This window comes from Polymorphobacter sp. (assembly GCF_051860865.1).
Taxonomy (GTDB): Bacteria; Pseudomonadota; Alphaproteobacteria; order Sphingomonadales; family Sphingomonadaceae; genus Sandarakinorhabdus.
Genome location: NZ_JBIMKZ010000032.1, coordinates 1 through 24,721, shown reverse-complemented (window position 1 = coordinate 24,721; position 24,721 = coordinate 1). Strand labels below are relative to the sequence as shown.

At 65.1% G+C, this 24,721-nt stretch carries 19 protein-coding genes and 1 pseudogene; 6 read left to right on the top strand and 14 right to left on the bottom strand.

Annotated elements, in window-relative coordinates; all coding sequences use genetic code 11:
- Positions 1-3: 3 nt before the first annotated feature.
- The 11 genes from ACTIFJ_RS07930 to ACTIFJ_RS07880 form a co-directional block, all read right to left on the bottom strand.
- Positions 4-1,416: a flavin monoamine oxidase family protein gene (locus ACTIFJ_RS07930; protein ID WP_439533559.1), complete on the bottom strand. Its 1,413-nt coding sequence runs from the start codon at positions 1,414-1,416 to the stop codon at positions 4-6.
- Positions 1,413-1,892: a (2Fe-2S)-binding protein gene (locus tag ACTIFJ_RS07925; protein ID WP_439533558.1), complete on the bottom strand. Its 480-nt coding sequence runs from the start codon at positions 1,890-1,892 to the stop codon at positions 1,413-1,415. Before ACTIFJ_RS07925 ends, ACTIFJ_RS07930 begins: the two co-directional genes overlap by 4 nt.
- On the bottom strand, positions 1,889-2,782 hold the full coding sequence (locus ACTIFJ_RS07920) for a formylglycine-generating enzyme family protein (RefSeq protein ID WP_439533557.1): 894 nt from the start codon (positions 2,780-2,782) through the stop codon (positions 1,889-1,891). The genes ACTIFJ_RS07925 and ACTIFJ_RS07920 overlap by 4 nt, the downstream gene beginning before the upstream one ends.
- Positions 2,782-4,965: a molybdopterin cofactor-binding domain-containing protein gene (locus tag ACTIFJ_RS07915; protein WP_439533556.1), complete on the bottom strand. Its 2,184-nt coding sequence runs from the start codon at positions 4,963-4,965 to the stop codon at positions 2,782-2,784. Before ACTIFJ_RS07915 ends, ACTIFJ_RS07920 begins: the two co-directional genes overlap by 1 nt.
- Entirely contained in the window at positions 4,965-5,381 is a 417-nt protein-coding gene (locus ACTIFJ_RS07910) for a c-type cytochrome (RefSeq protein ID WP_439533555.1), read from the bottom strand. The genes ACTIFJ_RS07915 and ACTIFJ_RS07910 overlap by 1 nt, the downstream gene beginning before the upstream one ends.
- Positions 5,378-6,361: an alpha/beta fold hydrolase gene (locus ACTIFJ_RS07905; protein ID WP_439533554.1), complete on the bottom strand. Its 984-nt coding sequence runs from the start codon at positions 6,359-6,361 to the stop codon at positions 5,378-5,380. Before ACTIFJ_RS07905 ends, ACTIFJ_RS07910 begins: the two co-directional genes overlap by 4 nt.
- Complete coding sequence (locus ACTIFJ_RS07900; RefSeq protein WP_439533553.1) at positions 6,361-7,542, bottom strand: class I SAM-dependent methyltransferase; 1,182 nt, start codon at positions 7,540-7,542, stop codon at positions 6,361-6,363. Before ACTIFJ_RS07900 ends, ACTIFJ_RS07905 begins: the two co-directional genes overlap by 1 nt.
- Positions 7,539-7,844: a hypothetical protein gene (locus tag ACTIFJ_RS07895; RefSeq protein WP_439533552.1), complete on the bottom strand. Its 306-nt coding sequence runs from the start codon at positions 7,842-7,844 to the stop codon at positions 7,539-7,541. The genes ACTIFJ_RS07900 and ACTIFJ_RS07895 overlap by 4 nt, the downstream gene beginning before the upstream one ends.
- 90 nt (positions 7,845-7,934) lie before the next feature.
- Entirely contained in the window at positions 7,935-8,852 is a 918-nt protein-coding gene (locus ACTIFJ_RS07890) for a LysR family transcriptional regulator (protein WP_439533551.1), read from the bottom strand.
- Positions 8,853-9,318: 466 nt separating this feature from the next.
- Positions 9,319-9,645, bottom strand: coding sequence for a hypothetical protein (locus tag ACTIFJ_RS07885; protein WP_439533550.1), 327 nt, complete (start codon positions 9,643-9,645; stop codon positions 9,319-9,321).
- Between the two features lie 3 nt (positions 9,646-9,648).
- Positions 9,649-13,632 (bottom strand): RHS repeat-associated core domain-containing protein, encoded by a 3,984-nt coding sequence (locus ACTIFJ_RS07880; RefSeq protein WP_439533549.1) that lies wholly within the window; start codon positions 13,630-13,632, stop codon positions 9,649-9,651.
- A gap of 822 nt (positions 13,633-14,454) precedes the next feature.
- Between ACTIFJ_RS07880 and ACTIFJ_RS07875 the strand changes: the two are divergent.
- Positions 14,455-14,666: pseudogene (locus tag ACTIFJ_RS07875) on the top strand (transposase); the annotation flags it as partial.
- A 32-nt stretch (positions 14,667-14,698) separates the two neighbouring features.
- On the top strand, positions 14,699-14,863 hold the full coding sequence (locus ACTIFJ_RS07870) for a hypothetical protein (RefSeq protein WP_439533548.1): 165 nt from the start codon (positions 14,699-14,701) through the stop codon (positions 14,861-14,863).
- A gap of 398 nt (positions 14,864-15,261) precedes the next feature.
- Here the strand turns inward: ACTIFJ_RS07870 and ACTIFJ_RS07865 are convergent, their stop codons facing one another.
- Genes ACTIFJ_RS07865 through ACTIFJ_RS07855 form a run of 3 tightly spaced genes read right to left on the bottom strand, consistent with a single transcriptional unit; the run spans position 15,262 to position 19,616 of the window.
- Positions 15,262-17,538, bottom strand: coding sequence for a TonB-dependent receptor (locus tag ACTIFJ_RS07865; RefSeq protein ID WP_439533547.1), 2,277 nt, complete (start codon positions 17,536-17,538; stop codon positions 15,262-15,264).
- Between the two features lie 54 nt (positions 17,539-17,592).
- Positions 17,593-18,501, bottom strand: a complete 909-nt coding sequence (locus ACTIFJ_RS07860) for a TolB family protein (protein ID WP_439533546.1) — start codon at positions 18,499-18,501, stop codon at positions 17,593-17,595.
- On the bottom strand, positions 18,498-19,616 hold the full coding sequence (locus tag ACTIFJ_RS07855) for a Gfo/Idh/MocA family protein (RefSeq protein WP_439533545.1): 1,119 nt from the start codon (positions 19,614-19,616) through the stop codon (positions 18,498-18,500). The genes ACTIFJ_RS07860 and ACTIFJ_RS07855 overlap by 4 nt, the downstream gene beginning before the upstream one ends.
- A gap of 162 nt (positions 19,617-19,778) precedes the next feature.
- On the opposite strand from ACTIFJ_RS07855, the gene ACTIFJ_RS07850 reads away from it, so the two are divergent.
- From ACTIFJ_RS07850 to ACTIFJ_RS07835, 4 genes are all read left to right on the top strand, one after another.
- A complete protein-coding gene (locus ACTIFJ_RS07850) occupies positions 19,779-20,669 on the top strand; it encodes a phytanoyl-CoA dioxygenase family protein (protein ID WP_439533544.1) in 891 nt (296 codons plus the stop codon).
- Positions 20,670-20,684: 15 nt separating this feature from the next.
- On the top strand, positions 20,685-21,779 hold the full coding sequence (locus tag ACTIFJ_RS07845) for a LacI family DNA-binding transcriptional regulator (protein ID WP_439533543.1): 1,095 nt from the start codon (positions 20,685-20,687) through the stop codon (positions 21,777-21,779).
- 1 nt (position 21,780) lies between these two features.
- The gene (locus ACTIFJ_RS07840) at positions 21,781-24,351 is read left to right on the top strand and encodes a beta-glucosidase H (RefSeq protein ID WP_439533542.1); all 2,571 of its coding nucleotides are present in this window, start codon (positions 21,781-21,783) and stop codon (positions 24,349-24,351) included.
- On the top strand, positions 24,348-24,721 hold a 374-nt coding region (locus tag ACTIFJ_RS07835), incomplete at its 3' end, for a nuclear transport factor 2 family protein (RefSeq protein ID WP_439533541.1). The genes ACTIFJ_RS07840 and ACTIFJ_RS07835, both read left to right, overlap by 4 nt.

The window sequence follows — 24,721 nt, the reverse complement described above, 5'->3', positions numbered from 1 at the left end:
CCGCTATGCCAACAATATCTCGACGGCGACGCGCTCCGCCGACTCGAGCGCGCCTTCCATGCCCCGCGCCGACAGGGCGCTATGCTCGCCGCAGAAATGCACACGGCCGTGGACGGCGCCGACCGAGCGCGGCAGCCGGCTGGCCTGGCCGGGCTTCCACACCGCCCAGGCGCCGCCCTGCCAGGGGCCGGTCTTCCAGCTATGGGTGGCGGCAACGCGCAGCCGGCCGCGCGACGCCGGCCAGGCCCGGGCGATGCCGTCGAGGATCTGGCGGGAGGCATCTTCGCCGGGCATGGCATCGAGCGTCTCGGCCAGCGCACCGCGCGACCAGGCGGTGAAGCTGGTGATCTCGGCGTCGGTGGCGCCGCCGCGATTGGCGGCCAACGTGCCGACCGGCTGGTCGGTCCACAGACTGGCGGGAGGGGCGTCGGCGGTCCAGAACGGCGTATCGGCGACGATATGCGCCTGGCGGATCGCCATATAGGGCACGCTGCGCGCGGCCTCGGCATGGAGCGGCGGCAGCGGCGGATCGAAGGCGATGCGGCCGAGCGGGCCGAGCGGCACGGCGCAGACGACACGGGCGGCGCGCAGGCGCTCGCCACCAGCGGTGCGAACCTCGACGCCGGCGCTGTCCTGCGTCACCGCGGCGACCGGCGTGTCGAGGCGCAGCTCGGCCTTCATGGTCCGGGCGATGGCCTCGGGCAGCCGCTGGTTGCCGCCGGTGACGACATGGTCCTTGCCGCCGGACGCGGTCTGGGTAGCGAAGAAGCTCGAGACGAACAGCAGGTTGAGCAGGCTGACCTCGGAGGCGTCGCGGCCATAGCCAGGGTTGGTGTTGTAGGCGAGGTCGATCGCCGCCGGGGACAGGCCGGCCCGCTGCAGGGCCTTGTCCATGCCGATGTCGAGCGGGGCGTTGGCCGGGTCGCACCAGTCCTCGCCTTCGAGCGTCGCGGTCTTGCCGGCGATGGTCAGCGGCACGGCGGCGGGGGGCAGCGCGCGCCACGCCTCGGGCAGGGGATTGCGCGGCGAGGTCTTCCAGTCCGCCATGGTGATGCGCTCGCCGCCGATGACGAGGTCGGTGCGGGCCAGCTTGGCGCGGGGGCTGACGTCGATCAGCGGCAGGCCGAGGGTGGCGCAGAGATCGAGCGCGCGGCCATAGCCGGAGAGCAAGCTATTGGCGCCGGCCTCGGGGTGGCCGGGCAGGGCGTCGAGGGTAAAGATGCGGCCGCCGATGCGGCGGCTGGCCTCGAGGATCAGGACGCGCTGGCCTTCCTCGGCGAGCATCATCGCCGTGCGCAGCCCGCTCAGCCCGGCGCCGATGACGATGGTGTCATAGGCGCGGGCGGCCTGGGCTCGGGCGCCGGTGGCGGCGGCGAGCGCGAGGCCGGCGAGGACCGAGCGGCGGGCGAGGATCATGCGCTGGCCGATCCGGGCATCTTGGCCATTTCGGCGGCGGCGCGGTGGATGGCGCGGCGGATACGCGGGTAGGTGCCGCAGCGGCAGACATTGGTGATCTGCTCGTTGATGTCGGTGTCGGACGGGCGGGGGGTCTCGGCGATCAGCGCGGCTGCGGCCATGATCATGCCGGGCTGGCAATAGCCGCACTGGGGCACCTGTTCGGCGATCCAGGCCTTTTGCAGCGGATGGTCGCCGTCCCCGGCCAGGCCCTCGATGGTGACGATCCGGGCGGTGCCGACATCGCCGACCGATACCGAGCAGCTGCGGATGGCGACGCCGTCCACCAGCACCGTGCAGGCGCCGCAGACGCCGACGCCGCAGCCGAACTTGGTGCCCTTCAGACCGGCGTCGTCGCGCAGCGCCCAGAGCAGCGGCATGTCGGCCTCGGCCTCGATCGACCGCTTGCGGCCGTTGATGGTCAGCGAGACGGTCATGGCAGGTCGCGGGCCAGTCGCACGCCGAACAGCTGGCTGATGCGGTCGACGGGATCGCGGCCGCGGAAGGTGGTGCGCGCCCATTTGGCGGTGGTCGCCCAGGCGGCGCCGCGCACGCCGCGCCGGTCGCAGCCGTGCTTCTCCTGGGCGCTGCCGTCGGTCGGCATGTCGGCGGGATAGGGCATGGCATAGCAGTCCTGCACCCATGTCCAGGCGTTGCCGACGATGTCCTTGATGCCATAGGCGTTGGCCGGGAAGCGGCCGACCGGGGCGACGCCGGGGAAGCCGTCGTTGCAGGCCAGCGGCCCGCCAGTGACGCCCGAGGCGCGGTTGGCCGAGGCATCGAGGATGTTGGTGACCTTGCAGGCGCCCTCGGCGTCGTCGCCCCAGGGATAGAGAGTGTTGCCGCCGGCGCGGGCGACATATTCGAACTCGGCCTCGGTCATCAGCCGGTAGGGCTTGCCGGTCTTCGCCTTCATCCACTCCGCATAGGCGACGGCATCGTGCCAGCCGATGCAGACGACGGGCTCGTCATCGCGGGCCGGGCGGCCGTAGCCGGGGTTCTGCCAGTCGGCGTCGGGCACCGCCTTGTAGGTGCCGTCCATCGCCAAAATGCAGTTTTTGGGCGTCTTGTGGCCGGTCTCGGCGACGAAGCGGGCGAACTGGGCGTTGGTGACCGGCAGCTCGGCGACGGCGAAAGGTGAGGCGAAAGTTATGCTGCGGACGGGGCCTTCGTAGCGGTCTGCCACCGTGCCGTGGAAGCCCATCTTGAAGCTGCCGGGGGGGATGGTCACCATCGTGCCGCAGCCGTCGCAGTCGGTGAACGTCGCCGGCGCGGCCAGGGCGGGACCGGCCAGCAGGCCGGCGAGGAACAGCAGGGCCCAGCGCATCAGATCACCTCGAAGTTGTTGGCCGCTATCGGCAGCCGGCGGATGCGCTCGCCGGTGGCGGCGTGGATGGCTGTGCACAGCGCCGGGGCGACGCCGGGGACGCCCGCCTCGCCGACGCCGCCGGGCCGGGCGGTGCTGGGGACGAGGAAGACATCGAGTGGCGGCGTGCCGGCCATCAGCACGACCGGATAGTCGGCGAAGCTCGATTGCTCGATGGCGCCGTCCTTGAGGGTGATCTCGCCGGCCAGCGCGGCGGAGAGGCCGAACAACAGGCCGCCCTCGATCTGGGCGATGACATTGTCCGGATCGATGGCCAGCCCGGGATCGACGGCGCAGGTGATGCGCTCGACCCGCAGCCGGCGGCCGGTGACGCTGACCTCCGTGACGAGCGCGCACCGAGTGCCCCATTCGGCGCTGTACGCGACACCGCGCCCGCGTCCCCTGGCTAGCGGCGTGCCCCATTTGGCGCGCTTGCCGACCGCCTCCAGCACCGCCGTGCCGCGCGGATCGTCGCGCAATATCTCCAGCCGATAGGCGAGGGGATCGCGGCCGAGCTTCAGCGCGATCTCGTCGATCATCGATTCCGAGAAGAAGCCGTTCTGCGAGCCCGACACCGAGCGCCAGAAGCCGGCCTTGACCGGGGCCTCGATCTCCACCGCCTCGATCCGCCGCCGGTCGATCCGGTAGGTGCGCGGCACCAGCCCGCCGGCGACCGAGCCATCGGCCATGCCCTTGACGCGGAAGGCCGCGCCCGAGGTCATCGGCTGGCCGGCGATACGGCTGGACATGGCGAGGATGCGGCCATCGGCGGCGACGCCGGCACGGGTGCGGGCGATGAAGGCCGGGCGATAATAGTCGTTCCGCATGTCCTCATCACGTGGCCATATCAGCATCACCGGGCGGCCCGGCACGGCCTTGGCCAGAATCGCCACCTGACGGGTAAAATCCCGCTCGTTCTTGCGGCCGAAGCCGCCGCCGAGATGGGTGCGGTTGATCTTGATCGCCGTCGCCGGCAGGCCGACGATGCCGGCAATGAGCGGCGGGATGACATCGGCCGCCTGGCTCGGCAGCCACATCTCGCAGGCGTCCGCGGTCAGCAGCGCCGTGCCGCACAGCGGCTCCAGCGCGGCATGGGCGAGGAACGGCACTTCATAGTCGACCTCGAAGCGATGGGCGGCGCCGGCGATGGCGGCGTCGATCTCGGCCGGGGTCGCCCCCATGTCGAAGCTGCTGGGCGGGGTATAGTCGACCGGGAAGGGCAGCACGCCGTCGCTGGCATCGAGCGCGCCGCGCAGCCGCTGGCGGATGTCGTCGCTGCCCAGCCGCGGCCCGGGCGCGGCTTCGAGCACCAGCGCCTCGGCGCCTCTGGTCGCCGCCCAATAGCTGCGGGCGATGACGCCGATCGCCTCGTCGTCGATCGGCACCACGGCGACGACGCCGGGGACCGCCATGGCCGGCGCCGGATCGACGGGCAGCAATTTGGCGCCCGCAACCGGCGAATGGCGCACCGTGGCGCGCAGCATTCCCGGCAGGTCGACATCCATGCCGAACAGCGCGGTGCCGCGCACCTTGGCGGGAATGTCCTTGCGCGGGAGATCCTTGCCGATCAGCCGGAAGCTGGCCGGGTCCTTCAGGGCAACAGCGGACGGGGCCGGCAGCGCGGCGGCGGCCTCGGCGACCTCGCCGAAGGCCAGGGTGCGGCCGGTCGGCCGGTGCGTCAGCCGGCTGTCCCGCGCCTCGACCGTCGCCGGGTCGACGCCCCAGCGCGCGGCGGCGGCGGCGACCAGCAGGGCGCGGGTCGTGGCGCCGACGGTGCGCATCGCCTCGTAATAGCTGGTGATGCCGTCCGAATTGGCGCTGCGCTGGCGCTTGTTGACCGGGCTCTGGAAGGCCGGATCGGCGCCGGACAGCCGCACCTCGACGCGCGACCAGTCGGCATCCATCTCCTCGGCGATGATCTTGGGCAGGCTGTTGGCGATGCCCTGGCCCATTTCGGCGCCGGGGGTGACGATGATGATCCGGCCGTCCGGCAGCAGCTGGACATAGGCGCCCAGGGCGCCGGGCGTGCCGGCGGCCCAGGCGGCTTGGCCGCCGGCCACGGCCGCGACGGCGAGCCCGGCGCTGCCGATGAGGAACCGCCGCCGGTCGAGCCTGACAACGTCGAAAGGCGCCTCGGTGCCCATCAGCGCGTGGCCTCCATCAGATAGGCGAGCAGGTCCCGCCGCTTGGCCGGGTCGGCGATGCCGCCGAAGGCCATCCTGGTGCCCGGAACCGTCCTGGCCGGGCTGGCGATGAAGGCATCGAGCCGCTGCTCGGTCCATGGCAGCCCGGTGCCGGCCAGCGCCGCCGAATAGCGGAAGCCGAGGCGCTCGCCGGGCGGCGCGCCGACGATGCCATGCAAATTGGGGCCGATCTTGTGCGGCGCCCCCTTGGCGACGCTGTGACAGGCCGCGCATTGCAGGAACAGCAGCTTGCCGCGCGCCTTGTCGGGGGCCGGCTGCGCAAGCGCCGGAGTAGCGGCGACCGCCAGCGCCGGAGTGGCGACGACCGCCAGCAGGGCGGCGGCCAGAGGCATGATCAGCCGAATGCCCATCGTCATTGCCCCGCGAAACGGGCGGCGGGCCAGCCGCCCAGGAAGAAGGTGCGCGCTGCGCGGGCGGTGGCCGGCCCGCCTTCCAGCGGCGCGGCATGGCCGATGTTGCGGGCGATGCTGAAGCGCTTCTGGCTGGAGCCGATCGCGGCGAAGGCGGCGCGGCCATCCTCGACCGGCAGCGTGCGGTTGTTCTCCGACCAGATCACCAGCACCGGCATCTTCAGCCGCCCGAGCATCTGCGCCCGCTCGGCTTCGCCGAACTGGGCGGCGGCGGCAAAGGCGCCGCGCGCCTTGCCCTCGGGGTCTTCGCGATTGGCGAAGTCGGTCATTCGCTGGACAAGCTCGGGGGTGATGTGGCGATGGTCGACAAGGGCGTCCTGCAGTTGCAGTTCGGCAAAACGTGGCGACTGCCAGCCGCGCGCGCTGTTCTCGCGCGACATGGCGCGGAGTTCCTCGCTGCCGGTGATGCGTGCATGGCCGAGCGGGAAGTTGAGCAGGACGAGCCGGCGGACCTGGTCGGGATGGCGGTCGGCATATTGGGCGGCGACGATGCCGCCGCTCGAGGCGCCGGCCAGCCCGAACTGCTTGAGCCCCAGCGCCTTGACGAACCCCTCCACCAGCGCCTGTTCGCGGGCATAGCCGACCTCGCCATCGGGAAAGCCCTGGGTCAACCCGAAGCGCAGCCGGTCCATGCGGATGACGCGGAAATCGCGGCTGAGCGCCTTCGACCAGTCCCCCCATTCGCGCAGCGAATAATAGGAGCCGTGCAGCAGCAGCACGACGGGACCCTGGCCCTCCTCGACATAATGGACGCGGGCGCCGTCGACATCGACGAACCGCGATTCCGGCAGGCTGTATTGCTTGACCAGATCCGCCAGCGTCCGTTGCCCTGCTGCCGCCACAGGCGGCTGGGGGCCCTCGGCCCGCGCCGGCGAGGCCAGCGCCAGGGCGCAGAAGCCGAGCAGCAGCGCCAGCGGCTTCAGCATCAGGCGCGGCCCGAGGCGATGAACCAGGACCGGAACGGGCCCTTGGAGGTGGTGGAAAAGCTGCTCACTCCGGGGCGCGTGTCCTTGCGGGCATCGGCAACGGCATCCTGATAGCCGATCAGCGGTGTCTCGAAGCCGGCGGCGCGCATCAGCGCCGCATAGTCGGCGGTGAGCGCGCCCTGCCAGTTCGGCTCATTGTTGTAGTCGGCCTCCAGCTCGGCCTGCATCGCCGACCAGAGATCGTCCTCGCCATAGAGCAGCGGCACTTCGAGATGGACGGCAACGCCGCCCGGCCGCAGCAGCCGGCGGCTTTCGGCGAGGATATTGACCACCGCCTCCTGCGAGGTCTCGTGCAGCGTCACGCAGCTGTAGACGAGATCGAAATGACCGTCCGGAAAGCGTGTGCGCTCGGCATTCTGCTGGGAGAAATGCACGCGGGCGCCGAGATGCTCGGCGCGGGCATGGGCGTAGCGGAGCATCGAGGCGCCAACATCGATGCCATGAACCTCGGCCTCCGGGAACGCCCAGGCGGCCGGCACGGTACTGGCGCCGATGCCGCAGCCGAGCTCCAGAATGCGGCGCACCTCCAGATCGGGATAGCAGGCGAGGATGTGCGACATGGCGGTCTGGCCGCGTCGGTCGTTGAGCAGGCCGCCGTTCAGGCCGCGCATGAAGACGGCGCCGCCGAGATCGATGACCGCGCCCTGCAGCACGCCGTCCTCTCCACGGTCCCCGGTATAGCCGCCGGGCATCAGGTGGACGTCCTCGTTGGCGAGATAGGCCGGGGCCTCGAACGCCGGATCGACGGTGACCGAGCCCTGGGGGTCGGGAATGGCGGCCAGCGCGTTCAGCCGCTGGCGCTGGCGGTCGGCGGTCTGGCCGACCGACTGCCACATATGGTGCTGGGCCTCGCGGCGCAGCGACACCCAGGTCTGGAAGCCGGAGCGATCGAACAGCGCGTCGCGCACCGCCGCATAGGTGTCGTTCTGGCCCCTGGCGGCGGCGGCATCGCGGATGGCGAAGGCGGCGCGCTGATGGGTCGCCTCGAGCTCGCCGCCGAGGAACATCTTGAGGTCGCGGACATACATCTGCTCGGCGAGTTCGTCATGGGACAGTTCGGGCAGCATGGCATGGCCGCCGGCCGCATCGCGGAAGCTGTTGAGACCGTCGTTGGTGATCACAGGCTTTCTCCTTCGGCTTCGGCGCGGACGCGCGCGGCGCGAAACACATTGGCGATGACCCGCTGGCGTTCGGCGGCGCGGGCCGCGGAGGCCGGGTCATCGGGGGTGAAGCTGTCGACGGCGTCGGCGGCGAGAACGCCGGCTTTGTGCAGCAGCCGCTCCATCGCATCCTGTCGCGCCCGCACCACGGTCAGTTCGGAGGTGACCGCGACGAGCATGGCCAGCAGGTCGTCATCGAACGGACGCCGTCCCGGCACCGGTACCGAAGGCGCAGCCGTCCTGGTGGCGCGTTGATCTGCCATGTGTTCCCGTCTCCCTGCGGCCGATGTTGCGTATTTCGGCAGGGGCGCGGAAGTCTCGTTCTGACTATCGGGCCATAACCAATGCGTATGTCAGGCGGCGTCCCGGCGCGGTTTGGCGGACAGCGCTTTCATCGCCGAAATCGCTGTTCTAACAACATTATCCTTCATTTTGCCAGGCAGCGTCAGTACGCAGACATCATAATCAAATGCGAGTTCCGGCACATCGAGACCGATGACGAGGCCGGCGGCGATATCCTCTGCCAGCTGTTCGGGGGGCAGGATCGTCAGCAGCTGCCAGCGCTGCATCGCCTTGCGGATGAAGCCGATCGAGGCGGTGTTGACCGTTTGCACCGGCATCGGCAGCCCGGCGCGCGAAAAGACATTCTGGAAGCGATAGGTCAGCGACATTTTGAGCGGGATGCACCAGCGCGCCTCGCCCAGCCGCTTGAGGGTGATCGGGCCGGATAGGATGGCGTGGCCGGCCGGGGCGTAGGGCGAGCAGACGACGCTCGCCAATGTGTCCACCGCGAGATCGCGGTTGCGGACGTCGGTGCCGCTCTTGGACAGGGTCAGTTCGAGCGCGATATCGATGTCGCCGCTGGTCAGGCCGGCTTCGAGCCACTCCATGGTGCCGGTGACGATCGTGACGTTGATATCCGGATGCGCACTGACCAGCGCATCGAGCGTTTCCGGCAGCATGTCCCAGAGCAGGCTCGGCGATACGCCGATCCGCAGCGTCGGGCCGGGATCGGTGGCGTCGCCGACGACGATCTCGGCCCGCCTCGCCTCGCTGACGATCGAGCGCGCCAGCGGCAGCAGGCGCTGGCCGGCGGGGGTCAGCGTGACGCCGCTGCTGCTGCGGGTGAACAGTCGGGCGCCGAGCGCGTGTTCGAGCGCCTGCATGTTGCGGGTGATCGCGGGCTGGCTGAGGCCGAAGCTGCGGCTGGCGGCGCCGAGGCTGCCTTTTTCGGCCACGGCAAGAAACTGTTCGAGATGTCTGATGTGCACGGTCCGGCGCCTCCCATGGCCGAGTGTCGTCGGAATGACGGGCGGCGTAAATCCCTATGTGTTGGCGTTCGGGGCGCGTGGGGAGAGTGTATCGGGGGCATGGGTTTCGATGGCGCGCGCGTATTCCCCGATTACCGACCGCTTTCATCGTGCACGGACCGGCACGGGCTGCTGCCGACGCTCATTGCGCCCGCTGGTCCGTCCGTATGGCTTTAGAGGATAACGAATGCCGGCGTGCCCGTTTGCGTATAGCTGGCCAGCCGTCTGACGGCGTTATAGCTGGCCCTCCCGCCCATTCTATCGCAGGCTTCGGCGGCAATGCCATGGTCGTTTCAAGTGAAACTGCGGCTGGCCGTATTGCTCTGCCCGGCAATCGATAGTCTCCACCGTCCGATTTCTGCGGATCGTTAGCGCAACTAAAAGCGTCGTTACATACTGTCACCAAAAATTTTGGCAATATCATTTTCTAACGAATGTAGCCAAGTAGATAAGATTCCAAAAATTCTTGTTCGTTCGACCAAATTTTTTGACCAGATTTTTTTAGCGCTTTGTATACATTAAATCGCCAATGTTGATCCGGTTTCGTAAATACAGTGTAAATGCATCGTTCATTATGGAGGCCTACAAAAAAAATATCTTTAATAATTTTACCTTCTTGGACGTAACGAAGAAAATCTTGACCTGAAAACTCGTCAATATTTTCCGATACGGCTCGGCAGAAAGCGGACATGGGCTTTCCATGATGCAACATTTGATCCAATTCATTACCTACATAGCTAAAATCATATTCCATAAATCACCCTAAAGGTCTCGGATTCTCACCTTTAACCGGATTACCGTTTTTACGTTTCGTGTCGCACTCTTTGCATTCGGTTGTACCAGTAACTCCGCCGTGTGGCGTCCCACAGCTAGAGCAAGGAATAGAGGGTCCCCGTTTGCTGCGCTTCCGCTTAGGTGCCAGCTCAAGAACGGAGATTTGGTTTTGCGCTGTTCCCCCGTCAATGCATGCTTGAACTAGTTTTCCTCCTTCATAGGCTATGCCAGCAATTATGGTCGCACAAGCAGCAGGAGCAACCTCACAGGCAAGAATTGCCGCCGAAACAGGGTTAAGACCATTTGGATCCACAAATTTGACAGGATTTCCCCCTACGTAGCCATAGACATTATCCCCACCATCAAGCCCGATGGGATCGGCTTGGAGATAGCGTCCTAATGTTGGGTCATAGTCGCGGTAGAGATTATAGTGCCGGTCGGCGATGTCGATAATCTGGCCGGGGAAAGCGAGGCCGGTGCGCGGCGCGGAAGTGCTGGCGGTGTAGAAGCGTCGGCCGAACGGTTCGGCCTGCATGGCGTTGACAGTGTTGCCACTGGCATCGGTGATCAATACCGGCACGCCCAGATGATCGCCGTGGACATAGCTCAATGTCGATGGCTCGAGCAGCGCCAGTGGCTCCCAGCCGCCTTCGTCGGTATCCGGCATTAGCCAGATATGCTCAGCGTGGATGGTTCCGGTGGCGCCATATTGGCCGATCAGCCGGCCACTTTCGTCATAAACATAGCGGCGCGGGGTTGCATCCGTCGTCACTTCCACCCGCTCGTCGCTGCCGCTGTAGAGCATTGATTGGGGAGAGGTGCCGGCGCGGGCGTAACTGGTCAGCCGGCCATAGGCATCATAGCTGGTGGTCACCGCCACGCTGTCGCGCAGCTCGGAAGCGATATCGCCGCGGCCATTATAGGTCAGCGTCCGGACAAGGCTGCTGCCGCCCTGCATGGCAATCGTGCTGGCCAGCCGGTTGGTGCCCGCCGTGATCGCCGAGGTCACCACCGTTGTCGGTGTTGTCGACAGAGCCACATCGCGCTGCTCCAGGCTCAGGCGGTTGTCGTTGTCGTCATAGCCATAGTCCTCCTGCTGCACCGGGCCAAAATCACCGGTCGCGCGGGTCAATCGGCTCTTCGGGTCATAGATATAGCTGATCGTCGCCGTTGGCGCGCCCGGTGTCGTGATGCTGAGGATGTTGTCATCATTGTCAAAGGTGTAGGTGCGTGCCCAGATATTGCTGGTATCGGCGCGCTTGATGAACTTTCCGTACAGCCGACGGTCATCGCCCCAGTCCTGCGTGAAGACGAGCGTGTTGCCATAGTTGAACGCCTTCGGCGGGCCAAACGGCTCATAGGCCAAGCTGGAGGCCAGCATCACCGGCGTGGCGCCGATGGTGTCGCGAAGCGAGACCTGAGACACGCGGCCAAGACTGTCCCTCGCATAATCGATGATCTTGCCTGAAGGATAGGTCATCTGCACCACACGGTCTGCAAGGTCATAGGCATATTGAACCGTGCCGGAAAAGCCTCCGCCGATCGTCAGAGCTTTTGCCGTGATATTGCCACGGTGGTCATAGCTGTAGGCGGTAGTGCCCGAACTATCGGCTATGCTGGCCAGTCGGCCAACATAGCTGCTGTCCCACACATATGTTACGTCCTGTGCAGAGAGACCGACCGGACGCTTTGCAACCAGCCGGCCAGGCATGTCCCGATCAAAATTCACGATTTGACCGCGGCCATCGCTCGATTGAATCACATCGCCTGCCGCATCATACCAATAGATGGACACACCGCGGTCCGAGCTGGTTTCTTGGATGACTTCGCCAAAGCCGTTGCGCACAAAGGTGGTTTCAACGCCGTTGCGATCGGTTCGGCTGATGGGGTCGTCTTGATCATCGAAGCCCGTTTGTGCGGCATTGTTCAAAGGGTCCGTGTCCGTCGTCAGACGATCAAGCGCATCAAAAGCGAACTGGGTGGCGTTGTTTCGTGCGTCAATAATGCGGGTCGGATTGTTGTTGACGTCATATTCCCAGAGATAAGTCCGATTGGGCCCAAGAACTTCCGTCACCAGCCTGCCAAGATCATCATAGGTGCGGCTTATGGTCTGGCGAATGGTCGAATCCGATGCAGAGGTTTCCTCCTCAACAATCTGGCCCATGTTGTTGTAGCTGTAATCAATCCTTGATCCGCTGCCATCAACAACCGCGATCAACCGGCCGATATCGGAATAGAGGAAATTGATTGCGGCGGTGTAAGGCAAGGTGACCGAGGTCAACTGGCCGGCGAGATCATAGGCAAACAGGGTGACAGCATCCAGCGCAGGGTCCGTAGGATGCTTCACCGTGCGGCTCGTAAGCCGGCCGATGCTGTCATAGCTGAAGTCTGTGATAAGGCCGGCTGGCGAGACCATCCGCCCAGGGCGGCCATTGGCATCGTAATTGCTGTAGCTTGTCACCTGAGCCAATGCATTTGTTTCAGAAATCAGATTGTTCTGCGTATCGTAAGCATAGCTGGTGATATCATCCTGCCCGCTTCCATTGGGCGCTTTGGGCCCGTTCACGCTGTGCAGCTTGCCAAGCGCAGTCCAGGCATATGTCCAGGTGCGAGCCTGGCCCGCCGTCGTGTAGGGCACGGTGTGCGATGTGGTATCCGTCTCTGAGCGTGTCAGCAGACGGCCCTGAGTGTCATAGGTGTAGCTGGTGGTTAGCCCAGGTCTCACTTCTTGCGCAGGCTTATCGAAAAATGTCTCCCAGGTTGCGGATTCCGCACGCTGGATCGGCGTCCCTACCGCTCTGGTTGTCGCCACGCGGCGGCCCAGCGTGTCATAGCCATAGCTTTCAACGACATTTCGTGGGTTGGTGTTGCTGGCCACAGACAACCCCGAATATGTATTTGTTGATGATGAAGCGGGCGTCTGCGTCGTTGCCGCGAGCGAGACACTCGACAAACGTGCGCCCGATACGGTCAGCTGTGCAGGAACCATGGTCGTCGCGAACACGTAGGATGCAGGCTTTCCGGCTGCATTCGTGACAGTGCGCGCTATCGATGTGGCCCCGGAAACTACCGCCCCATAGTCAATGAGCGTCGTCTCGCTTCCATCAGCTTTGCCGGTGGCTGTAACCTGCCCCAAGACATTGTAACTATATGTAGTTATACGGTTCCCCAGCGCGTCGACGATGCCCGTCAGCGCAAGCGGCTTGCTGCTAATCTCATAGAGATACGATTCTGACCACGCGACAGCACTGGTTGCCGTGATTCGTTCTACCTTGGATAAACTGCGTTGCTGGGCCGAGCTGCCGGTCGTCGAATTATAATAATATTTTAAATGTGATCCATCAGGCAAATCAATGCGCTCAATAAAATCATCGACAGACCAGGTGAATGTAAGAACTCGTCCATCGCTGCCGGTGGCGCTGTTGAGTTTGGGATTTCCATTCACATCTGATGCGCCATAGGAATAATTGATAACATATCCGTTCGGAAGCGTTTCAGACGAAACTACTACTGGCATCCGCGTGGAAGTTGCATGATCCGGAACAGTAGACATAACCAGGACTCGACCATCCCGGTACCTTATTAGCCAAGACCGTGGCACTTGTTCAAAAAAAGTTGTCCATGCAGCGTTGGTTGCAGGAGTAATAAACTGCGGCTCTGCAACAACCCGAGAAAATATGGGATAGCTTGATACAGTCGGCCATATTGTAGTGCCAAGCGAAAATTCAATTTCAAAACGATCACTTGTCATTATTCTTAGAGGAGAACGACTTGAAGGATTAATATATCCAAACGATCTCCGAGCTCCACTCCATGACAAACCAAAATCAGACGAAAAAAGAAAGCTCGTTTTACCATCATGATAATATCTTGTTACGCTTAAATTATCGTCAGCTGAAGCATAGTCTTCAACCTCATGAATTTTTGCGCCGGAAGCCAGTTCCACCGGATTGCCGACCAGTGGCATATACGGTTGCGACAAATTTCCCGGTATAGCATCAAACGTTCTACCAATAGGACATTGAGAGGCCATCGTCACAGGCGGCGTAGGCGCATTTTTTATATCCTTACATAAAAAGCTAGTTATGGGTCTGATTACATTATTTGAGTCAATGCAAACCTGTCGAACTAGTTGATAGGAAAAAAATCCAAACATTACGTTACGATTTTTGCATTCCCAAGTTCCAGTGTTATTAAATGGACGCACTGACCCCGTGTATTCTAATAAAAAACGTGGAGATGCAGACTGATTAAACCATGCAGTTCGCGCTTCACATGCAGAGTCGATATCATCAAGAAACATTGAGGGCGTTGGCCCCGTGAAGGTCCAGCCAATTGCTCCAATTGTTTGTGCGCGAGCCGGGGATAAGGCCGGTATGATTGAAATCATAAGAATTAGAATCGAGATAAGAATACGAGATAGCAACAAATTACCAGATAGACGACTCATCACCCCAGCCCTCTGCTAGTATGAATTTATCTTATAACTATAACATTATTAACAATTTTAGCGTAACGTCTTCAAAAATAGATAAAATAAAATCATTTACTGTAATTTCATCAATATCATATTTTCTATTTTATAGTGCCAAGTAAAGAACTAATTCCTTGTTTAAGTCAATGATTTTTATAATCAAGCGCTTAACATGGTTTCTCGTAGAAGGGCGCTATAAGGTTCAGAAGAGTCGGTCGTAGTGCCCATAGGGTGTGACCTGCTGCCCGCTTTCCGGACCGTTTTGAGCTGAAAAGTTCCAGTCTAGGATTGTTGGGTCAGTGGACGGAGGAAGCGATAAAGAGATCGAATTTTAGCAAGGCGCAGATCGCGTTCGTGCTCAAGCAGGCCACGAAGGCATGACGATCGGCGAAGTGTGCCGGAAGGCCGGGATCAGCGAGGTGACATTCTATGCCTGGTGCAAGAAGTATGCGGGATTGATGCCATCGGAGATGCGACGCCTGCGGCGGCTCGAGGATGAGAACGCCAAGCTCAAGCGCCTGATCGCGGCGCACCCGCACCCAACATCTCGCCCGACCTGGTGCGGCTAGGTCTGCCCTACCGGCTCCAGGAGCAGCGCCACGGCGGCGTGAGCCGCACTTCTAAGACACTGATGAGGCGCGCTGCGGCTCTCGCCGACCAGCCCGCCGAGCCAGCGACTATGCTCCGCAAGCTCACGCCTGGCACACGATTGGTCCGCGACTAGCATGGTGTCGGGCATAAGCCTGTTCGGCACCCACCCCGATCCGGGCCCCGCCAAAGTTTTCGCTGTCGGCTACGCTCGCCAGGATATTTTCGAAGTCGACATAGGTCGCTGAGATCCGGCCATTAGCATAGCCGGCAAGGCCGTAAAGCAAGTCGTCACCAGCCTTGAACCCGAGACGGGCCAACACTTCAAGATCACGACCTGCCTTCAGGCAGGCCTCATCAAGACCAAAAACCTCGCTGCAGACGTTCGTCGTGGAGCCATACTGCCGTCGACGATGCCTTGTGATGTCTAGTCGACCGTTGTCGCCAACCCGAATGCGCCAACCTATTCAATGGAGCCGCATATCAATGTTGAAACTGAAAATGCTCGATTATCCAATCTGATCAAAAGCCACTTCAGAAGCGCACATCGAGCGAAACGCCAAGGGTACGGAAGGAGGTCAAGCCAAATGCTTGGCCGTAGTCGCCAACGATACCGCCCGGATTGCTTTCGATGAAAGTGACGAAGCGCCGATCAAAGCAGTTGCGGCAGAACAGGCTGGCGCGCCAGGATTCGTCTTCCGCACCAAGGCCCAGGCTGCCGTTCGCGATGGCATAACCGCCCTGCGCGGTGAAGGGATCGGCATTGGCATTGAAGTTGATGGCGGTGCGGCCATAGACGTCGGCGTGGACATAGCCCTTGAGGGCGTTGCCCAGCATCGGCTCATAGTCGATGGCGATGTTGCCCGCCCACTTCGGGGCATTTTGCAGACGGTTGCCGGTCGCGTCGGTGAAGCTGTTGCCGGGGCTCTGCGGATCACTGACGCAGCCCTGTGCCAAGGTCTGGCCCGGATAGCATTGCGCGCGGGCGAAGCTGGTGAAGCGGGCGTCGTTGAAGGAGACGTTGCTGGAGAGGTTGAGATCCTGGCCGGCATTCCACTTCAGCTCGGCCTCCACGCCACGGGCGCGCAGGCTGCCCGCGTTGGACACCAGATAGGCCGGGATGTCCGGCCTGAAGGCCTGGACCTGCAGGTCGCTGACCGTCTCCCAATAGGCGGAGATGTTGAACAGGAGCGACCGTCCGATGCGGCTTTTGAGGCCGACCTCATAGGCTTCCGACGTCTCCGGTCCGATCGGCAGGCCGCCGCCATAGACCTGGTTGAAGCCGGGGCCCTTGTAGCCGGTGGAGACGGTGACATAGCCCATCACTGCGGAGGCGAAATCATATTGGGCGCTGACGCGCCACGAGAAGTCGTTGGCGCGGTTTGTCTGCGTATAGCTGGCGGCGGGGGCGAAGCCGAAGGCGAAATCGTCGATCACGTTCGAGGCGACGTCGGTCAGCCGGTCCCAGGTGTAGCGGCCGCCGGCGGTGAGGCGGAAGGCCTCGGTGAGGTTGTAGGTCGCCTGGCCATAGACGGCGTAGCTGCGCGAGCGGAGATTGTCATAGGCATCGAAGCCGGCCCAGTTGACGAGGCCCGCGGGCGGGGGGCCTAGATTGAGGTTGGCGCTGGCGAAGTCGGCGCGGTTGGTCTGGCCGGCATAGAAGAAGAAGCCGAGCTGATATTCGAAAGCGCCGCCGGAGTTGGAACTGAGCCGCAGCTCCTCGGTGACCTGCTCGAAGTCGAAGCGGGCGGCGACCAGATCGAGCTGCGGGATCTGGTGATAGTCGGCATCGAAGCTGTGGTTGGCCTTGTACTTGCGCCAGGCGAGGATGTTGGAGATCGTCAGCCCGCTGTTCAGAGTATAGCTGATCTCGCTGGTGATGCCGCCGACATCGAAGGTGACGTTGGTAGCGCCGTTGGCGGAGCGCAGCAGGTTGCGCGGGGACGGCACGATGCCGGCTGCCGCCTGGAAGGGAATGAGCGGGGAGCCGGGCGCCACGGTGCGCGGGGTGACGGCGCCGGTGCCGACGCCGGTGCCGCGCGCATAATCGGCGGCGATATAGACGGAGAGCTGGTCGTTGGGCTCCCAGAGCAGCTTCGGCTTGAAGCCATATTCCTGGTGCCCATAGTTGCTGCCGGGGTTGGGAATGGTGTCGCGGACGAGCTGGTTGTGATCCGAATAATAGCTGTTGATGCGGATGGCGGCGGTCGATCCGAGCGGCGCGTTGACCGTGGCTTGGAACAGCATCGCGCAGCAGTCGGTCGCGGCGTTGACAAGGCCGACTTCGGCATGGCCGACGAATTCGGTGACGCCGAGCTTGGGCCGGGTGGTGACGATGTTTATGAGACCGGCCGACGCATTCTTGCCGAATAGCATGCCCTGCGGGCCGGCGAGGATCTCAACGCGTTCCAGATCGGAGAATTGCATGACGCCCATTTCCGGGCGGCCGAGGACGACGCCGTCGATGACGGTGGCGACGCTGGGTTCGATCAGGTGCGAGAAGCTGGAGGTGCCGATTCCGCGTACCGAGAAGTTGGTGGCGCCGGGCGCCAGCGCGAAGCTGGTGAACTGGAGGTTGGGGGCGATGAACTGCAGCTGGGCGGGATCGCTGAAATGCCGGTCCCGCAGCACGTCGGCGGTCACGGCGGTGACGGAAAGGGGCACCTTCTGCAAGCTTTCCTCGCGCCGCTGGGCGGTGACGACGATTTCGGCGATGCCGTCTTCGGCCCCAGGGGCGGCGGCCTGTTGGGCGAGGCCGGCGGCGGGCAGCAGCAGCAATGCCAACGCTGTCGAGGTCTTCAGGTGCGACATGTCATTCCCTCCTGCTGCGGCACGACGGGTGCCCGGTAATGTTCGTGGCGATGGTCAAGATGCGGCCATGGGATAGGCGACGAAGGCGAAGCGGCGGCCGTCCGCCGCCCAGCTGTTGACGTTGATCGTGCCCTGGCCGCCGTTGAAGGCGGCGACCGTCTCGGCCTCGGTCCAGCGGCCGGCGCGCACGAGGCGGATTTCCACCGGGCGGTCGGCGGGGTGGCCGGTGGTGCCGGGGGGGTAGGACAGGTAGCAGGCGAGGTCGCCTATGGGCGCGAGGTGCGGGAACCAGTTGACCCGTTCGTCGTCGGTGAGCCGCTCGGGGGTGCCGCCGGTGCGTGGCAGCCGGGCGATCTGGGCGCGGCCGGTGAGGGCCGCGGTGTTGAAGTAGATCCAGCGGTCGTCGGGCGAATATTCGCAGCCGTCGGCGGGCGCGTCTCCGAAGGTCAGCTGCTGCACCGGGCCGCCGGTGCTGTTCATGGTGTAGATGTTGGCGGGGCCCCAGGGATCGTCGCCGCGCGGGGCGATGCCGACAAAGGCGAGCTCGGTGCCGTCGAAGCTGACGCCGTGCAGGAAGTGGCGCAGCGGCTGATCGGGATGGTCCTGGGTGACCTGTTCGTGGCGGCCGTCCGGCAGCGACAGGCGGTGGATGTGCCAGTCGTAGCCGGAGACGAACATGGCGCCGCCGCCGGGGGCGGGGACATGATCGTTGTTGAGATAGGGGAGGCCGGGGACGTCGATGGCGGTGAGGGCGCCAGAGGTGAGGTCGAGCCGCCAGAGGAGGCCGTCGCCGTTAAGGATCAGTTCGTCCGGCGCGGTCCAGTTGGGCGCCTCGACCAGCATGTCTTCGGTGCGCCAGACCTCGCGGAGCGTGGCGGCATCGGCATCGTACAGCATCACCGCGCTGGCCTGGCCGGGGCGCAGCACGCGGCGATAGGGGTGGAGGCGCTTGTCCGTCGTCATGCGGCCACCGGGGGCATGGCGAAGCTGGTGGTGAGGGTTACGGCGCTGCCGTTGCGGGCCGATTCACGCGCGGCGAGCATGATCTCAAGCACATGGCGGGCATGCTCGGCGCTCAGAACCGGGCGGCTGCCGGTTGCGAGGCAGTCGGCGAGATGGGCGACGAGCAGGCCGCGCTGGAGCGTGGCGACGGGATCGGGCGGCGGCGGGAAGCCGACCGGCGCCGGGGTGATCCAGCCTGGCAGGCCGGGGGCGGCATCGAGCCGGAACAGTTCGAGCGCCGGGGCGGCGGCATGGACCAGCAGCGTGCCTTCGCTGCCATAGACTTCCACAAGCGGGCTGCGGGTGGCGACGACATTGTAGGTGGCGTCCACCGAGGCGAAGACGGCGTTGCCGAAGTCCAGCAGCATCAGCGTGTTGTCGGTCTCTTCGACCGGGATGTCCTTGCCGTGGAACGGGCCGCCGCGCGCATGGCGGAGCGGCGCGGTGATGCCGGAGAAGGCGGAGACGCGGCGGGCCGGGCCGAGCAGGCCTGTGATGCGGTGGAGGCCGTAGACCCCGAGGTCCAGCAGCGGGCCGGCGCCTTTGGCATAGAAGCAGGATGGGTCGCTCGGCCAGGCCAGCAGCGCAGGCCCGCCGTGCGAGGACTGGACGCGGGCGAAGGCGGGGCGGCCGATGGCGCCGGTCGCGATCAGCCGGCGGGCCTGCTGCCAATCATGGCCGAGCATGTCGACGGGGGCGCTGACAATGAGCAGGTCGGACGCGTCCGCCATGGCGCAGAGCTCGTCCGCTTCGGCCAGCGTGCCGGCGAGCGGCTTTTCGGTGACGAGGTGCTTGCCGGCGGCGAGGATAGTCCGCGACGTCTGATAATGGAGGGGTATCGGCGTAAGGTTGACGACGGCATCGAGGGTGGCGCCGTCCAGCATCGCTTCCAGGCTGGCGAAGACAGAAGGGATGCCGAAGGCGGCGGCAACGGCTACGGCGCGTTCGCCGGGGGCGGCGATGGCCACTACCTGGACCCGGTCGGCGAGTGCGGCGAGGTTGGGCAGCACGCCATAGGGGGCGGTCGCGATCATCCCGGCGCCGAGAATGCCGATTTTTAGCCGATCCGGACTCATGGTCGCCGTCCGCTCCTCCCCTTGGCTTCGTCTTTGACGCATTGTTATGAAAGAGCTTACATCATGCATTTTGTGGAATGTAAAGGCTTACAAGCGACGATTTTCGTAGTAGTCAGGCGAAACAGCGGGCTTTGGCCCGGGATGCGTGGGAGGACAGGCGACATGCAGTTCGCGAAATCGGAGTGGGAGCCGCGGATCGGAACCGCGGACTTCGAGGAGATGATGAAGCGGGCGCTGCGCTCGGACGGTTTCCTAATCCTGGAGGCGGTGATGAGCCCGTCGCTGCTCGCCCGACTGCAGGCCGGCTTTGGCAAGGTGCTGGATGAGTTCGTGGCTGCCAATGCCTCGAATCGTGGCGCCAACCGCTTCAATACGCATCTGTACCTTGATGGGGTGTTTGCCGATGAGGAGCTGGTGGCGAACCCGATCGCGCTGCGGCTGATCCATGGGCTGTTGGGCATCGATGCGGCGTGCAGCTGGGCGGCGGCGGACACGCCTCTGCCGGGCTCCGACTATCAGGTGGCGCATGCTGACGGGCGGCCGCTGTTCCGCAGCCATGACCTATCCCTGCCGGTCTATGCGTTGGCGGTGAACTTTCCGCTGGTGGACTTCACCGAGGAAAACGGCCCGCTGGAAATCTGGGGCAATGGCACGCATCTGCTATCAGACGTGGCGCCGCACCTCGGCGCCGCCGACCGTCCGCCGCAGCGCGTCACCATGCCGGCGGGCTCGCTGATGATCCGCGATACGCGGATGTGGCACCGGGGCAGCCCCAACCGCAGCGACCATGCCCGGCCGAACCTGGCGTTCGTCTATCATCGCAGCTGGTACCGGTTCGAGGGCGAGGCCGGGCATACGCCGCCGGCGGTGAGCGCGGAGGCCTATGCCGGCTGGTCGCTGGCAACGCGCCGGCTGTTCCGCTTCGCTGCCACCGATCCGGCGCTTACCGAGTCGCACCGGATCGAGATGGTGTATCGGCTGGAAGCGCTGGAGGAAGAGGCCGGGCTGGCCAGGAGCCGTGCGCCGATGGCGGCGGTGGCCGCACTTGCCTGATCCGCGTGTTTTCGGATGAGCGATAGCCTGACGGCACGGATGGCGCCGGCGACGGTCTATGAGATCGCGGCGCGGGCAGGGGTGTCGATCGCCACCGTCTCCCGTGTGATCAACGACGCGGCGGGCATCCGGCCGGCGACGCGCGCCCGGGTGCTGCAGGCGATCGAAGATCTGGCCTATGTGCCGAACGGATCCGCGCAGGGCATGGCGCGGCGATCGACAGGGGTTCTCGGCCTGATCTATAGGCGTCGCCGGCTCGACCGAGAGTCCCTCGGCTCGGACGATGACGATGCCCTCGCCCGGCTGACCGAGCGCACCGCCCAGTCTTTGGTCTATTATGACGAGCTGATCCGCGGCGTCGAGGAGGCTGCCTTCCAGTGCGCACACATGGTGTTGCTGCGCGGCGCGCGGACCGATGCCGAGACGCCGGCACTGCTTTCCATGACCGGCAAGTGCGACGGGCTGGTGCTGGTCGACCGGGTGATCCCCGATGCCGACATGGGGCGCATCACCCGACAAGTGCCGGTTGCCAGCATCGCGCATTTCGTCGATGCGCCGGGTATCACCAATGTATCGGTGGACAACCAGGCGGCGATGCACGCGCTCGTCGACCATATGGTCGAGCGGCACGGGGCGCGGCGCTTCGCCTTTCTTGGCGGGCCGGCGGACAATACCGACTCGAACCTGCGTGCCGCCGCGATGGCGGCGCGGGTGGCGATGCACGGCGGCACGCTGGAGCCGCTTGCCGACTGGCAGGGCGATTATACGCCGACGCTGGCCTATGACATCGTGGTGCGCCGCTGCGCGGACCGGACCGTCCTGCCCGATGTGATCATGAGCGCCAACGACAGCTCGGCGATGGGCGCCATTGCCGGGCTGGCGGCGCTGGGGCTGAGCGTGCCGGGCGATGTGGCGGTGACCGGCTTTGACGACATGGAGCTGGCCAGCCTTTCGATTCCGCCGCTGACCACGGTGCGTCAGCCGATCAACCGGATGGCGCAGCTGGCGGTGGAGGCGCTGGCCGGCGGCAAGGACGGCCAGTCCAAGCCGCCGGCCAATCATCTGGTGCCCGCCGACATGGTCGTTCGCCGCAGCTGCGGCTGCCGCTGAGATGGCCTTGGAAGAACCCTCGCTGCCGCGCCCGCTGACCGACGGCGATCGGGCGGAGATCGCCGCGACGGTGGCGCGGCTGTCCATCGAGCAGAAGGCATCACTGACGGCCGGGCGCGACATGTGGTCGACGATGCCGGTGGCCGAGGCCGGCATTCCCGGCTGGCGGATGAGCGACGGGCCCAACGGCGTGCGCGGCACGCGGCTCGGGCCGGCGGGGGTGCGGGCGCTGTGTATGCCCTGCGGTGCGGCGCTGGCGGCGACCTGGAACGGGCCGCTGGTGCAGGCGGTGGGCGCGGCGCTGGGCCGGGAGGCCCGGGCGCGCGGTGCGCGCGTGCTTCTCGGCCCGACGGTCAACATCCAGCGGTCCCCGCTCAATGGCCGGACGTTCGAGTGTTTTTCCGAGGATCCGTGGCTCGCCGGGCAGATGGCGGTGGCCTATGTGCGCGGCGTGCAGGGCGAGGGGGTGGTTACCACGGTCAAGCATTTTGCCGGCAACGAGGCGGAGTTCGAGCGTAATTCAATCAACTCGCTGATCGACGAGCGTAGCTTGCGCGAGCTTTACCTGGTGCCGTTCGAGATGGCAGTGAAGGAGGGCGGGACGCTTGGCATTATGACCGCCTACAACCGGCTGAACGGCCGCTTCTGCGCCGACCATCGCTGGCTGCTGACCGACATATTGCGGGGCGAATGGGGCTTTCAGGGGATCACCGTCTCCGACTGGTGGGCGCTCGCCGACTCCGTCGCTGCCGCCGAGGCCGGGCTGGATATCGAGATGCCCGGCCCGGCGCGCGCCTTCGGCCCGGCGCTGGCGACGGCGGTGGCGGACGGGCGGGTTGCGGAGGCGGCGGTCGATGCCGTCGCCACGCGGCTGCTTGAGGTGATGACGCGCATCGAGGCACGCGGCGATGCGACCGACCCTCCCGAGCGCCCCTTCGACAGCCCCGCAGACGCGGCGCTGGCGCGGCGGGCAGCAGCGGAGGCGATGGTACTGATCCGCAATGAGGGCGAGCTGCTGCCGCTCTCCTCCGGAGCGTTGCGCAGGGTGGCGCTGATCGGCCCCAATGCCGGGCGGACGCGGATCATGGGCGGCGGCTCCGCCATGCTGCGCGCGGCGCATCTGAGCACGGTGCGGGAAGTGCTCGGCGCCGTACTGGCCGGCCATGGTATCGCCATGGACCATGCCGAAGGCTGCGCGCCGACCGACGACTTCGCGTTGCTCGAAGCCTCCGAACTGCGCACCGGGGAAGGGGCGCCGGGGCTCGATGTCGCGTTCTTTGCCGGGGACGAGGCGGGCGGGGCGCCAATCGTGGTGCACCGGGCCGACCTGTCCGAACTCACCTTCATGGGCGAGCCGGCGGAAGGCGTTCCGGCCGAAGGCTTCAGTGTACGGGCAAGCGGCTGGTTCGTGCCGTCGATCAGCGGCGTCCACCGGTTTCGCTTCGTCAGCAACGGTGCGGCGCGGCTCGCGATCGGCGGCACGCGCTGCGCGAGCCTCGTCTGGGACGCGGCCGACGCCGCCCGGGTGATGCGGACGGTGGACTGCGAGACTCTGCTGGAGGCGGGCGTGCCGGTGCCGCTGCTGATCGAGTTCCGGGGGGAATCAGTGCTAAACTTCTGCCATGTGGCGCTGAAGATGCTGCCGCCGCCGGCGCCCGACTCGATCGATGGGGCCGTGGCGCTGGCGGCGGCGGCGGACGTGGCGGTAGTGGTGGTCGGCACCGGACCGACGATCGAATCGGAGGGCTTCGACCGCACCGCCTATCATTTGCCGGGGCGGCAGGACGAGCTGGTGCGGCGGGTGGCTGCCGCCAATCCGCGTACCGTAGTTATCGTCAACAGCGGCAGCCCGGTCGCGATGCCCTGGCTGGAGGCAGTGCCGGCGGTGCTGCAGATCTGGTTCGGCGGGCAGGAGATGGCGGCGGTGCTGGCCGATGTGCTGTTGGGAGTCGAGGAGCCGGGCGGCCGGATGCCGATCACCGTGCCGCTGCGGATCGAGCACAGTCCGGCGTTCGGCAATTTTCCAGGCGGCGCCGGTGAGGTGCGATACGGGGAGGGGGTGCTGGTTGGCTACCGCTGGTATGAGACGCGCCATCTGCCGGTGGCGGTGCCGTTCGGCCATGGCCGGGGCTATACGCGGTTTGCATGGACGGCACGGCTTTCCGTCGGGCGGGTCCTGGCGGGAGACGCCGTTTGCGTCGTTGTGGAGGTGACTAATATCGGCAGCCGGGCCGGGTCTGATGTCGTGCAGGTCTATGTAGCGGCGCCGCACGGCCCGTTGACCCGCGCCGCCAAGGAGCTGCGCGGCTTCGCCAAGCTGCACCTGGGGCCGGGCGAGAGCCGGACGGTCGAGATCGAGCTGAGGGCGCGGGCCTTCTCCTACTGGCATCCGGGCGATGACGAATCGGCGGCGATCCAGGAGCGGCTGCACGCGACGCCATTTGCCGCCGATATGAAGACGGTGCACCGCGCGCGCGGCTGGATGATCGAGCCGGGGGCGCATGTCGTGCATGTCGGTCGTTCGTCCGCGGACATCATCGTCTCGCTGCCGCTGATGATCGACGCGGCATGAACCTCAGCGCCGAACAGCAGCGCAACGCCGACACCGTGCGGAGACTTTACGCCTGCGAGCGGCGGGGCGACCTCGAGGGCTGGATCGCGCTCTGGCACCGGGACGCGCGCCAGATCTTCCCTTGGGGCGACGGCCGCAACGACGTGAGGGGTATCGACGCGCTGCGCGCCTCGACAGCGCACAAGTTCAAGACGCGCCGCGACGTGGTGATCGACGACCGGGTAATGCCGATGGCCGATCCGCGATGGGTGTTCGCCATCGCCGGCGTGTCCATCCACTTCACGGAGATCGGCCGCACGCTGGAGGCGGAGCTGTGGTGCCGCTTCCACTTCGATGCCGAGGGGCTGATCCTCGAGCAGCAGGAAGTGCT

What these genes read in the sequence shown, in the direction of transcription:
- ACTIFJ_RS07930 (WP_439533559.1), bottom strand. Translation starts at nt 1,416, where the DNA reads ATGATCCTCGCCCGCCGCTCGGTCCTCGCCGGCCTCGCGCTCGCCGCC.
- ACTIFJ_RS07925 (WP_439533558.1), bottom strand. Translation starts at nt 1,892, where the DNA reads ATGACCGTCTCGCTGACCATCAACGGCCGCAAGCGGTCGATCGAGGCC.
- ACTIFJ_RS07920 (WP_439533557.1), bottom strand. Translation starts at nt 2,782, where the DNA reads ATGCGCTGGGCCCTGCTGTTCCTCGCCGGCCTGCTGGCCGGTCCCGCC.
- ACTIFJ_RS07915 (WP_439533556.1), bottom strand. Translation starts at nt 4,965, where the DNA reads ATGGGCACCGAGGCGCCTTTCGACGTTGTCAGGCTCGACCGGCGGCGG.
- ACTIFJ_RS07910 (WP_439533555.1), bottom strand. Translation starts at nt 5,381, where the DNA reads ATGACGATGGGCATTCGGCTGATCATGCCTCTGGCCGCCGCCCTGCTG.
- ACTIFJ_RS07905 (WP_439533554.1), bottom strand. Translation starts at nt 6,361, where the DNA reads ATGCTGAAGCCGCTGGCGCTGCTGCTCGGCTTCTGCGCCCTGGCGCTG.
- ACTIFJ_RS07895 (WP_439533552.1), bottom strand. Translation starts at nt 7,844, where the DNA reads ATGGCAGATCAACGCGCCACCAGGACGGCTGCGCCTTCGGTACCGGTG.
- ACTIFJ_RS07885 (WP_439533550.1), bottom strand. Translation starts at nt 9,645, where the DNA reads ATGGAATATGATTTTAGCTATGTAGGTAATGAATTGGATCAAATGTTG.
- ACTIFJ_RS07880 (WP_439533549.1), bottom strand. Translation starts at nt 13,632, where the DNA reads ATGCCACTGGTCGGCAATCCGGTGGAACTGGCTTCCGGCGCAAAAATT.
- ACTIFJ_RS07865 (WP_439533547.1), bottom strand. Translation starts at nt 17,538, where the DNA reads ATGTCGCACCTGAAGACCTCGACAGCGTTGGCATTGCTGCTGCTGCCC.
- ACTIFJ_RS07860 (WP_439533546.1), bottom strand. Translation starts at nt 18,501, where the DNA reads ATGACGACGGACAAGCGCCTCCACCCCTATCGCCGCGTGCTGCGCCCC.
- ACTIFJ_RS07855 (WP_439533545.1), bottom strand. Translation starts at nt 19,616, where the DNA reads ATGAGTCCGGATCGGCTAAAAATCGGCATTCTCGGCGCCGGGATGATC.
- ACTIFJ_RS07850 (WP_439533544.1), top strand. Translation starts at nt 19,779, where the DNA reads ATGCAGTTCGCGAAATCGGAGTGGGAGCCGCGGATCGGAACCGCGGAC.
- ACTIFJ_RS07845 (WP_439533543.1), top strand. Translation starts at nt 20,685, where the DNA reads ATGAGCGATAGCCTGACGGCACGGATGGCGCCGGCGACGGTCTATGAG.
- ACTIFJ_RS07840 (WP_439533542.1), top strand. Translation starts at nt 21,781, where the DNA reads ATGGCCTTGGAAGAACCCTCGCTGCCGCGCCCGCTGACCGACGGCGAT.